General features: G+C 67.5%; 11 protein-coding genes. All 11 read left to right on the top strand.

Features of this window, described 5'->3' with window-relative positions:
• Positions 1–107: 107 nt before the first annotated feature.
• Positions 108–1,109 (top strand): BMP family lipoprotein, encoded by a 1,002-nt coding sequence (locus RSO01_RS44020; protein ID WP_147156956.1) that lies wholly within the window; start codon positions 108–110, stop codon positions 1,107–1,109.
• A 289-nt stretch (positions 1,110–1,398) separates the two neighbouring features.
• The gene (locus RSO01_RS44015) at positions 1,399–2,922 is read left to right on the top strand and encodes an ABC transporter ATP-binding protein (RefSeq protein ID WP_147156955.1); all 1,524 of its coding nucleotides are present in this window, start codon (positions 1,399–1,401) and stop codon (positions 2,920–2,922) included.
• A complete protein-coding gene (locus RSO01_RS44010) occupies positions 2,919–4,016 on the top strand; it encodes an ABC transporter permease (RefSeq protein ID WP_147156953.1) in 1,098 nt (365 codons plus the stop codon). Before RSO01_RS44015 ends, RSO01_RS44010 begins: the two co-directional genes overlap by 4 nt.
• 98 nt (positions 4,017–4,114) lie before the next feature.
• On the top strand, positions 4,115–5,035 hold the full coding sequence (locus RSO01_RS44005) for an ABC transporter permease (RefSeq protein WP_147156952.1): 921 nt from the start codon (positions 4,115–4,117) through the stop codon (positions 5,033–5,035).
• On the top strand, positions 5,035–5,430 hold the full coding sequence (locus RSO01_RS44000) for a cytidine deaminase (RefSeq protein WP_147156951.1): 396 nt from the start codon (positions 5,035–5,037) through the stop codon (positions 5,428–5,430). The genes RSO01_RS44005 and RSO01_RS44000 overlap by 1 nt, the downstream gene beginning before the upstream one ends.
• Positions 5,427–6,221 (top strand): purine-nucleoside phosphorylase, encoded by a 795-nt coding sequence (locus RSO01_RS43995; RefSeq protein WP_147156950.1) that lies wholly within the window; start codon positions 5,427–5,429, stop codon positions 6,219–6,221. Before RSO01_RS44000 ends, RSO01_RS43995 begins: the two co-directional genes overlap by 4 nt.
• Positions 6,218–6,442 (top strand): hypothetical protein, encoded by a 225-nt coding sequence (locus tag RSO01_RS43990; protein ID WP_147156949.1) that lies wholly within the window; start codon positions 6,218–6,220, stop codon positions 6,440–6,442. Before RSO01_RS43995 ends, RSO01_RS43990 begins: the two co-directional genes overlap by 4 nt.
• A 15-nt stretch (positions 6,443–6,457) precedes the next feature.
• Complete coding sequence (gene deoA / locus RSO01_RS43985; protein ID WP_147156948.1) at positions 6,458–7,780, top strand: thymidine phosphorylase; 1,323 nt, start codon at positions 6,458–6,460, stop codon at positions 7,778–7,780.
• On the top strand, positions 7,777–8,586 hold the full coding sequence (locus RSO01_RS48710; protein ID WP_218037649.1) for a phytanoyl-CoA dioxygenase family protein: 810 nt from the start codon (positions 7,777–7,779) through the stop codon (positions 8,584–8,586). The genes deoA and RSO01_RS48710 overlap by 4 nt, the downstream gene beginning before the upstream one ends.
• Positions 8,583–9,542 (top strand): adenosine deaminase, encoded by a 960-nt coding sequence (gene add, locus RSO01_RS48705; RefSeq protein WP_218037648.1) that lies wholly within the window; start codon positions 8,583–8,585, stop codon positions 9,540–9,542. The genes RSO01_RS48710 and add overlap by 4 nt, the downstream gene beginning before the upstream one ends.
• On the top strand, positions 9,539–10,387 hold the full coding sequence (locus RSO01_RS43975) for an HAD family acid phosphatase (RefSeq protein WP_147156947.1): 849 nt from the start codon (positions 9,539–9,541) through the stop codon (positions 10,385–10,387). Before add ends, RSO01_RS43975 begins: the two co-directional genes overlap by 4 nt.
• Positions 10,388–10,433: the final 46 nt, after the last annotated feature.

Raw genomic sequence — 10,433 nt, 5'->3', positions numbered from 1 at the left:
CCCTCCTGTATCCTCCCCCGAAGACGGGGGAGGACGCATGAAATCTGTCCGCCCTAGACCCGGCGCACGGGCGGGTCCAAACTCAAAGCAATGATAAGGGAGCCGTCATGAAACTCTGGACTGGACTGTTCGTCTCGTTGCTTGCCGCCGGGGCGCTGGCCGCTCCCGCCGTAGCCCAGAACGCCGCCAAGCCCGCCATCGTCTATTCGACCGGCGGCAAGTTCGACAAATCCTTCAACGAGGGCGTGAGTCAGGGGGCGCAGCGCTTCAACAAGGAAACCGGCATCGCCATCGCCGAGTTCGAGCCCAACAACGAAACGCAATTCGAGCAGGCCCATCGGCGTTTTGCCCAGAGGGGGCAGGACCCGATCGTCGCCGTCGGCTTCTCGCAGGCCGTGGCGCTCGAGAAGGTCGCCAAGGAATTCCCCAACGTGCACTTCACCATCATCGACATGGTGGTGCCGCTGCCCAACGTGCAGTCCGTGACCTTCAAGGAGCATGAAGGCTCCTTCCTGGTCGGCGTGCTGGCAGCGCTGGCGTCGAAGAGCGGCAAGGTCGGTTTCGTCGGCGGCATGGACATCCCGCTGATCCGCCGGTTCCAGTGCGGCTTCGAGCAGGGCATCAAGTACGCCAATCCCAAGGCCGAGCTGATCGCCAACATGACCGGCACCACACCAGCCGCCTGGAACGATCCGGGCCGCGGCGCCGAGCTCGCCAAGGGCCAGTTCGATCGCGGCGTCGACGTCGTCTATGCCGCGGCCGGCTCGACCGGCATCGGCGTCCTGCAGGCCGCCAAGGACCGCGGCAAGCTTGCGATCGGCGTCGATTCCAACCAGAACCACCTGCATCCCGGCACCATGTTGACCTCGATGATCAAGCGGGTCGATCTCGCCGCCTACAACAGCTTCAAGGCGGCCAACGACAAGAGCTGGAAGGGCGGCATCGCGGCGCTCGGCCTGAAGGAGGGCGGCGTCGACTGGGCCCTCGACAAGGACAACGAGAAGCTGGTGACGCCGGAGATGAAGGCCAAGGTCGACGCGGCCAAGGCCGACATCATCTCGGGCAAGATCACGGTCCACGACTACATGAGCAACAACGCCTGCAAGTGATGCAGGCGGCCGATTGCGCTTGCCCCGTCGAAAACTATGGTTATAATGCTGTTATAGCCATGGCAAACACTCGTCATCCTGACCGGAGCCTCGCGCAGCGAGGCGCAGTGGAGGGACCTGTTTTGTTGCTGCATCGGCAAAAACAGGTCCCTCGACTACGCCGCCCTTCGGGCGGCTCCGCTCGGGATGACGGGAGGGCCTACAATCGGTTGGGGGTCGGCACTGACTCGCAACACCAGGGTCTCTGTCGGAAACGCCGGAAATACCGGAAACTCCTACCGTCGGTTGCATGATGGCGGTCCCGGCGATCGAGCTCTCCGGCATCCAGAAGTCGTTCGGCAGCGTGCATGCCGTGCGCGGCGTGTCGCTCGCCATCGCCAAGGGCGCCATCACCGGCATCGTCGGCGAGAACGGCGCCGGCAAGTCGACCTTGATGAGCATCCTCTACGGGCTCTATCGTGCCGATGCCGGCGAGGTCCGCATCGACGGCCAGCCCATGCGCATGGACAATCCGCACGACGCGATCGCCCACGGCATCGGCATGGTCCACCAGCACTTCATGCTGGTCGACACCTTCACGGTGCTCGAGAACCTGGTGCTGGGAGCGGAGGGCGGGCCTTTGCTGGCGGGCGGCCTCGCCGCGGCGCGCGCCGAGCTCGAGCGGTTGGCCCGCGAGTATGGGCTCTCCGTCAATCCCGATGCGAAGATCGCCGACCTGTCGGTCGGCGAGCAGCAGCGCGTGGAAATCCTGAAGGTGCTGTTCCGCGGCGCCAAGATCCTGATCCTGGACGAGCCCAGCGCCGTGCTGACGCCGCAGGAGACCGACCAGCTCTTCCGCATCCTGGCGACGCTGAAGGAGCGCGGCGTCACCATCGTGCTGATCACTCACAAGCTGCGCGAGATCATGGCGGCGACCGACCACGTCTACGTCATGCGCCAGGGCCAGATCGTCGCTGACCGCCGAACGGCGGAGACCAATCCCGAGGAGCTGGCCGAGCTGATGGTTGGCCGCAAGGTGCGGCTTCAGCTCGACAAGGCCGCGCCGAAGTCGGGTGAGGTGCTGTTGTCGGCCGAGAAACTGTCGCTGGTCGATCATCGTGGCGTGCGTCTGCTCGACAATATCGATCTGGAACTGCGCGCCGGCGAGATCGTCGGCATCGCCGGCGTCTCGGGTAACGGCCAGACCGAGCTTTTGCAGGTCCTGTCGGGCATCCGGCGGCCGACGGGTGGCAAGCTCACTGTGCGCGGCCGGGTGATCGATGCCCACCATCCCAGCGATCCCGCCGAGATGCGCACGCTCGGTTTGGCGCACGTGCCTGAGGATCGCCTGCGCCAGGGCATGGTCGCGGCCTTCCACGCCTGGGAGACGTCGATCCTGGGTTACCAGGCCCAGCCGCCGTTCTGCCGCAACTACCTGCTCGATGGCCCGGCCGTCGGCCGCCACTGCGCCACGTTGATGGACCGCTTCGACGTGCGGCCGCGCGCGCCGGCGCTGCGCTCGTCGAACTTCTCCGGCGGCAACCAGCAGAAGCTGGTGCTGGCGCGCGAGATGGCGCAAGAACCCAAGGTGCTGCTGGTCGGCCAGCCGACGCGCGGCGTCGATATCGGCGCCATAGAATTCATCCATCGCGAGCTGGTGAAGAGCCGGGACCAGGGCTGCGCGGTGCTGGTGGTGTCCGTCGAGCTCGACGAGATCCTGTCGCTGGCCGACCGCATCGTCGTGATGTTCGCCGGCCGCATTACCGGCGAGGTGCCGGCCGGTCGCGCCGACGAACGCACGCTCGGCCTGATGATGGCCGGGGCGCACGCGTGAACGGCCGGCGGCCTCTGCCTGCGTGGGCCGAGATCGCGGTATTGCCGCTGGTCAACATCGCGCTCGCCTTCATCACCGTCGGCATCATCGTCCGCATCATCGGCGTCGATCCGTTGCATGCACTTCAGTTCCTGGTGGTGGGCGCGATCGGCTCGTCGGAATCGATCGGCTACACGCTCTACTACACGACCAATTTCATCTTCACCGGGCTTGCCGTGGCCGTCGCCTTTCATGCCGGCCTGTTCAATATCGGCGGCGAGGGACAGGCCTATATCGGCGGGCTGGGTTGCGGGCTGGCGATCCTGGCCTTCGACCGCTACCTGCCGGCGCCGTTGATGATCCCCTTGGCGATCCTGGCCGCCGCCCTGTTCGGCGCGGCATGGGCGGCGGTGCCGGCCTGGCTGCAAGCCTGGCGCGGCAGCCACATCGTCATCACCACGATCATGTTCAACTTCCTGGCGGCCGCGCTGATGGTCTATCTGATGGTGAACGTGCTGATCGCGCCCGGCTCGATGACGCCGCAGAGCCGCAATTTCGCGGCCTCGGGCAAGCTGCCGTCGATGCACGATACGCTGGCTGCCATCGGCATCCAGGTGGCGCCCTCGGCGCTCAACCTGTCGATCGTGCTGGCCGTGCTGTGCTGCATTGGAGTCTGGGTGTTCCTGTGGCACACGCCCTGGGGCTACGCGCTGCGCACCATGGGCCACAATCCCGAGGCGGCGGTCTATGGCGGCACCAACCTCCGGCACATGACCATGCTTGCCATGTGCATCTCGGGCGGCCTGGCGGGCTTCGTCGGCGTCAACGAGCTGATGGGCGTGCACCAGCGTATCGTGCTGGACTTCCCGGCGGGCTACGGCTTTGCCGGCATTGCCGTCGCCCTGATGGGCCGCAGCCATCCTGTGGGCATCGTGCTGGCGGCCCTGCTGTTCGGTGCCCTGCAGCAGGGCGGCGCCGAGCTCGCCTTCGAGATCCCGACCATCACGCGCGAGATGGTGGTGGTGATCCAGGGCCTGATCATCCTGTTCTCCGGCGCGCTGGTGAACATGCCGCGGCCCTGGCTGCAGCGGTTGTTCACGCTTCGAGGCTCGTGATGAACCCCATCGTCATCCTGAGCGCAGCGAAGGATCTCATGCCCTGGCAAGCGGCGATGAGGTCCTTCGCTGCGCTCAGGACGACAGAGAAGCGTTAGATGGACGATCTCGTTTCCCTGGTCTTCCTGACGCTGGCCGCGACCCTGCGCGTCGCCACGCCGCTGGTGCTGTGCGCCATGGGCGGGCTGTTCTCGGAGAAGAGCGGCATCATCGACGTCGGCCTCGAAGGCAAGATGCTGATGGCGGCGTTCTTCGCCGCTGCCACCTCCGCGGTCACCGGCTCGGCGTGGGCCGGAGTCGCCGCCGCCATCGTCGCAGCCGAGGTGATGGCGCTGCTGCACGGCTTTGCCTGCATCACCCATCGCGGCAACCAGGTGGTGAGCGGTGTCGCCATCAACATCATCGCCGCGGGCCTCACCGTCGTGTGGGGCACGGCCTGGTTCAACCGCGGCGGCCAGACGCCGCCGCTGGTCGAGGACCAGCGCCTGCTGCCGCTGCTGCTGCCCAATGCCGGCGACAACATCCTGGTCTATGCCGCGCTGCTGTCAGTGCCGCTGACCTGGTGGATCATCGAGCGCACGCGCTTTGGCCTCAGGCTGCGCGCCGTCGGCGAGATGCCGCTTGCCGTCGACACGGCCGGCATCTCGGTGCCGTGGCTGCGCTATCGCGCGGTGCTGCTGTGCGGGCTGTTCGCCGGGCTGGCCGGCGCCTACCTCTCGATCGCGCAGAATGCCGGCTTCAGCCGCGACATGACCGCGGGCCAGGGTTTCATCGCGCTCGCCGCCATCATCTTCGGCAAGTGGCGGCCGTTCCCGGCCTTCGGCGCCTGCCTGATCTTCGGCCTGCTCGACGCCATCGCCATCCGCCTGCAGGGCGTGAGGGTGCCGGGCGTCGGCGAAGTTCCCGTGCAATTGATCCAGGCCTTGCCCTATCTTCTCACGGTATTCCTGCTGGCCGGCTTCATCGGACGCGCTGTTGCGCCGCGCGCCGCCGGCGTACCTTACCAAAAGGAACATTGATGGACGATCTGCTCCACCTCGCGCGCCGCATGATGCTGCGCGCCCATGCGCCCTATTCGAAGTTCCATGTCGGCGCGGCGGTACGCGCCGAGGATGGTTCGATCCATGGCGGCTGCAACGTCGAGAACGCGGCCTATCCGCAGGGCACCTGTGCCGAGGCGGGCGCAATCGCCGCCATGGTCGCGGCCGGCGGCAAGCGCATCCTGGAATGCGTGGTCATCGGACCAGGGCCGGGAGTCATTACGCCGTGCGGGGGCTGCCGCCAGAAGCTGCGCGAGTTCGCCAGCGATGATCTACCGGTGCATCTCTGCGGCCCCGATGGACTCCATCGCACCGTGACCCTGGGCCACCTGCTCCCGATGTCCTTCGGTCCGCACCATCTGGAAAAGCGATGACTGACGCCATCGAAGCGAGGGCGCCGGGCTTCAAGCCGAAGGTCGCGGTGATCCTGGGCTCGGGCCTGGGCGGCTTCGCCGAGGAGGTGAACGAGGTCGCGACCATCCCTTACGGCGAACTGCCGGGCTTTCCGGTGACCACGGTGGGCAGCCATGCCGGCCGCCTGGTGCTGGGCCATGTCGGGCCCACACCTGTCGCCGTCCTGCAGGGCCGCGCCCACTACTATGAGCGCGGTAAGGCCGACGAGATGCGCGGCGCCATCCGCGCGGTGGCCGATCTCGGCTGCGAGACCCTGCTGCAGACCAACGCCGCCGGCAGCCTCCGGCTCGACATGCCGCCGGGCTCGGTGATGGCGATCAGCGACCACATCAACTTCGCCGGCGTCAATCCCCTGTTCGGCATCGGTCCGGGCGAGAACAGCCGCTTCGTCGACATGGTCGATGCCTATGACCCGGCGCTCTTGAAAAAGCTTCTGGCGGCGGCGCACACAGCCAATGTCCGCTGCCACGACGGCGTCTATATCTTCTTCAGCGGGCCGAGCTTCGAGACCCCGGCCGAGATCCGCGCCGCCCGCGTGCTGGGCGCCGATGCCGTCGGCATGTCGACGGCGCCCGAGACCATCCTGGCCCGCCATGCCGGGCTCAAGGTCGTGGCGCTGTCGCTGATGACCAACTACGCTGCCGGCCTGGTGCCCGGCGCCCTCGGCCACGAGCAGACACTCGCCGTTGCGAGTGCGGCGTCAGGCGATGTGCGACGCCTGTTGCGCGTATTCCTGGAGACCTACGGATGATGCGCTTGCTTTGCTGCCTGTCGCTCCTGGCGACGCTGATGCTGCCCGGTCACGCCGCCTGGGCGGCCCTCGATCCGGAAGACCAGAAGCTCATCGACGAGGCGAGCTGCGAGGAGATCCGGCGCGAGTACCGCAATTACGCGGCGGCCGAGCGCGAGGTCGAGGCCGAGATCCGCGTCGACATCGCCGAGGGGGCGAGGAAAAAGGGCTGTCGCCTGTAGTCAGAGTTCGTATCGATGTTGCCGCAGGAAATCATTCGCAAGAAGCGTGACGGCCATGAGCTGTCAGCCGACGAGATCGCCTTCATCGCCCGCGGCATCCATGACGGCAGCCTGAGCGAGGGCCAGGTCGCGGCCTTCGCCATGGCGGTGTTCTTCCGCGGCATGACGACGGCCGAGCAGGTGGCGCTGACCGTGGGCATGACGAACTCGGGCACGACGCTGGAATGGCAGAGCCTGTCCCTACCAGGCCCGGTGATCGACAAGCATTCCAGCGGCGGCGTCGGCGACAAGGTGAGCCTCATGCTGGCGCCCATCGTCGCGGCCTGCGGCGCCTTCGTGCCCATGATCTCGGGCCGCGGGCTCGGACATACCGGCGGCACGCTCGACAAGCTCTCGGCCATCTCCGGCTACGAGACCCAGCCCGACCTCGCGACTTTCCGCAAGGTCGTGCGCGAGGCCGGCTGTGCGGTGATCGGCCAGACCGACGACCTGGCGCCGGCCGACCGGCGGCTCTACGCCACGCGCGATGTGACGGGGACGGTCGAGTCCATTCCGCTGATCGTGAGCTCGATCCTGTCGAAGAAGGTGGCGGAAGGGCTCGACGGGCTGGTGATGGACGTGAAGTGCGGCTCGGGCGCGTTCTGCGATACCGAGGCGATGGCGCGCGATCTGGCCCAGAGCCTCGTCACCGTCGCCAACCAGGCCGGCCTGCCGACCATCGCGCTGATCACCGACATGGATCGCGTGCTCGGCCGCAATGTTGGCAACGCCCTCGAGGTCGTCGAGGCCGTGAAGTACCTGAAGGGCGAAGGCACGCGTGAGCCGCGCCTGCATGAGGTGACGATGGCGCTGGCCGGCGAGATGGTGGCGCTGGGCGGCCTGGCGCGCGATGCCGCCGCGGGCCGGGCGAGGGCCGAGGCGGCGCTGGCCGACGGCCGTGCCGCCGAGGTGTTTGCCAGGATGGTTGCGGCGCTGGGCGGTCCGGACGATCTGCTGGAGCATACGCCGCGTTATCTCGCGCATGCGCCGGTGATCAAGCCCTGCAACGCCGAGCGGTCGGGATACGTCGCCGGCATGGATGCGCGCCAGGTCGGCATCGCCGTGGTGGCGCTGGGAGGGGGCCGCTCCCACGCCGACGACGCCATCGATCCCTCGGTCGGCCTCACCGATGTCATCGACGTCGGCACCGCCGTTCGCGCCGGCAGCCTGTTGTGTGCCGTCCATGCCGCGAGCGACGCCGACGCCGACCAGGCGATCGAGATCCTGCAGCGGGCGATCCGCATCGAGGACAAGGAGCCACCGGCGCGGCCGACGATCATGCATCGGATCGGCCGATGAGCCTCGACCTCGCCGCCTACGATCGCGACGGCTTCTTGGTGCTGAGGGACTTCCTGCCGGCGGCCGATTGCGACGCCCTGCAGGCGCGCGCGGCCGCGCTCGTGGCGGCCTTCGACCCGGGACCCGTCCGCACGGTGTTCTCCACGCGCGACCAGGGCCACGCGCGCGACCGCTACTTCCGCGAATCGGGCGGCGCCATCCGCTTCTTCTTCGAGGAGGAGGCGACCGACCAGCCGGTGGCGCTCGCCCTGAACAAGATCGGCCACGCGCTGCACGATCTCGATCCCGTCTTCGATCGCATCTCGCGCCAGCCGCGCCTGGCCGAGCTCGCTCGGGAGTTGGGCTTCCGGCAGCCGCTGCTGCTGCAGTCGATGTACCTCTTCAAGCAGCCGCATATCGGTGGCGAGGTCGGCTGGCACCAGGATGCGACGTATCTCCATACCCGGCCCTCGACCGTGACGGGCTTCTGGATCGCTCTCGACGACGCCGACCGCGACAATGGCTGCCTGATGGCGCTGCCGGGCGGCCATCGCGGGCCGTTGCGCCGGCGCTTCTATCGCGCCGGCGAAGCCATGGTGACCGACACGCTCGATGCCACGCCCTGGCCCGACACACGGCCGGCGGCGCTCGAGGCATCGCGCGGCACGCTGGTGGTGCTGCACGGCCTGCTGCCGCATGCCAGCGCGCCCAACCGGTCGGGCCGGCCGCGCCATGCCTATGCCTTGCACCTGATCGACGGCTGTGCCGAGTATGTGTCCGACAACTGGCTGCAGAGGCCGGATTTGCCATTGCGAGGGTTTTCTTGATTCCCAAGGCGGAGCTGCACTGTCATCTCGAAGGCTCGATTCCGCCTGCGCTGGCGCGCGAACTGGCGGCGCGCAACGGCCTGGAGCTGCCGCCCGGCCTGATGGGCGCCGACGGCTTCTATGTCTGGAACGACTTTCTGAGCTTCCTCGACGCCTATGATCTCGTGTGCACGACGATGCGCCAGCCGCGCGACTTCGGCGACGTGATCTATGCCTACTTGGCCGGGGCGGCGCGCGAGGGCGCGAAGTACGTGGAGATGTTCTGCTCGCCCGAGCGGCCGGCGGCGCTCGGCATCTCCTACGGCGCTTGGCTCGACTCCCTGGAGCAGGGCATCGACCGCGCACGGCGCGACTTCGGCATCGAGGGCCGCATCGTCGTGATCTGCATCCGCCATTACGGGGCCGACAGGGCGCTCAGCATGGTGCGCACCATGGTGGCTGAGCCGCATCGCTACGTCGTGGGCTTCGGCATGGGTGGCGACGAGTCGAAGTACATGCCGGTCGACTTCGCGCCCGCCTTCCGGCTGGCCCACGACAAGGGTTATGGCTGCACCGTCCATGCCGGCGAGGTGATGGGACCGGAAAGCGTGTGGGCAGCCATCCGCGACCTGCCGGTGACGCGCATCGGCCACGGCGTGCGCTCGGCCGACGATCCCCGGCTGATGGAGGAGCTGGCGCGGCGCGGCACCGTGCTGGAGGTCTGCCCCGGCAGCAACGTTGCGCTCGGCCTGTACCCCAGCCGTGCCGCCCATCCCCTGCACCGGTTGATCGCCGCTGGCGTTCGCGTCACCCTCAGCTCGGACGACCCACCCTTCTTCCACACCACGTTGGGCACGGAGTACGACAAGGCGGGACTGGGGGACGCCGAACTGCGGGGCATAACGCGGACGGCGATCGAGGCGTCGTTCGCCGACGAGGCGACCAAACAGAGGCTGTTGAGGGAGATCGGACCATGATCGCAAGGAAGATTCTGGCGGCGGGGGCCGCGCTCGCCATGCTGTCGTCGAACGTGGCGCAGGCCCAGGAGGTGGCGCCCAACGACCTGCTGCTGGCGACGCTGTGGACGCAGCGTTCGGTCGAGTACAAGGCCAACGCGCTCACCGTGTTCGCGCTGGCGCAGATCCGGCTCGACCAGGCACTGGCCGACAAGAGCTGGACGGCGGCACCCGGCGAGCAGAAGGGCGACTTCGCGAGCCTTCCGCCCGCCGTCATCCTCGACGTCGACGAGACGGTCCTCGACAACTCGCTCTATCAGGCGTGGATGATGAGGACCAACGCGACCTTCAGCACCAAGACCTGGAACCAGTTCTGCGCCGACCAGGTGTCGCGTGCCATCCCGGGTGCCGTCGAGTTCACCAAGTACGCCGATTCCAAGGGCGTGAAGGTGTTCTACATCACCAACCGCGATGCCTCGACCGAGAAGGACACGCGCGAGAACATGGCGAAGCTCGGCTTCCCCATGGGCGGCAATGTCGACACCTTCCTGATGCAGGGCGAGCAGAAGGAATGGGGCAGCGCCAAGAGCTCACGCCGCGCCGTGGTGACCAAGGACTACCGCGTGCTGCTGAACCTCGGCGACAATTTCGGCGACTTCGACGACCGCTATCGCACCGGCGAGGCCGACCGGCTGAAGGCCTACCAGGAAGACATGGCCTACTGGGGCAAGCAGTGGTTGATGCTGCCCAACCCGACCTACGGTTCGTTCGACAGCGCGACCTACGGCCACGACTTCAAGAAGCCGGTCGCCGAGCAGCGCAAGGCCAAGTGGGACGTGATCGAGACCTGGGTCGGCCCGAAGTGATCGCTGGGGGCGCGCCACTCCAGTGGCGCGTCATGGTCTTCCGGAG

This window comes from Reyranella soli (assembly GCF_007992495.1).
GTDB lineage: Bacteria > Pseudomonadota > Alphaproteobacteria > Reyranellales > Reyranellaceae > Reyranella > Reyranella soli.
The sequence above is the reverse complement of the archived record's forward strand: the minus strand, read 5'-3'. Positions and strand labels throughout refer to the sequence as shown.

What these genes read in the sequence shown, in the direction of transcription:
- RSO01_RS44000 (WP_147156951.1), top strand. Translation starts at nt 5,035, where the DNA reads ATGGACGATCTGCTCCACCTCGCGCGCCGCATGATGCTGCGCGCCCAT.
- RSO01_RS43975 (WP_147156947.1), top strand. Translation starts at nt 9,539, where the DNA reads ATGATCGCAAGGAAGATTCTGGCGGCGGGGGCCGCGCTCGCCATGCTG.
- RSO01_RS44015 (WP_147156955.1), top strand. Translation starts at nt 1,399, where the DNA reads ATGATGGCGGTCCCGGCGATCGAGCTCTCCGGCATCCAGAAGTCGTTC.
- RSO01_RS43995 (WP_147156950.1), top strand. Translation starts at nt 5,427, where the DNA reads ATGACTGACGCCATCGAAGCGAGGGCGCCGGGCTTCAAGCCGAAGGTC.
- deoA (WP_147156948.1), top strand. Translation starts at nt 6,458, where the DNA reads ATGTTGCCGCAGGAAATCATTCGCAAGAAGCGTGACGGCCATGAGCTG.
- RSO01_RS48710 (WP_218037649.1), top strand. Translation starts at nt 7,777, where the DNA reads ATGAGCCTCGACCTCGCCGCCTACGATCGCGACGGCTTCTTGGTGCTG.
- RSO01_RS44020 (WP_147156956.1), top strand. Translation starts at nt 108, where the DNA reads ATGAAACTCTGGACTGGACTGTTCGTCTCGTTGCTTGCCGCCGGGGCG.
- RSO01_RS43990 (WP_147156949.1), top strand. Translation starts at nt 6,218, where the DNA reads ATGATGCGCTTGCTTTGCTGCCTGTCGCTCCTGGCGACGCTGATGCTG.
- RSO01_RS44005 (WP_147156952.1), top strand. Translation starts at nt 4,115, where the DNA reads ATGGACGATCTCGTTTCCCTGGTCTTCCTGACGCTGGCCGCGACCCTG.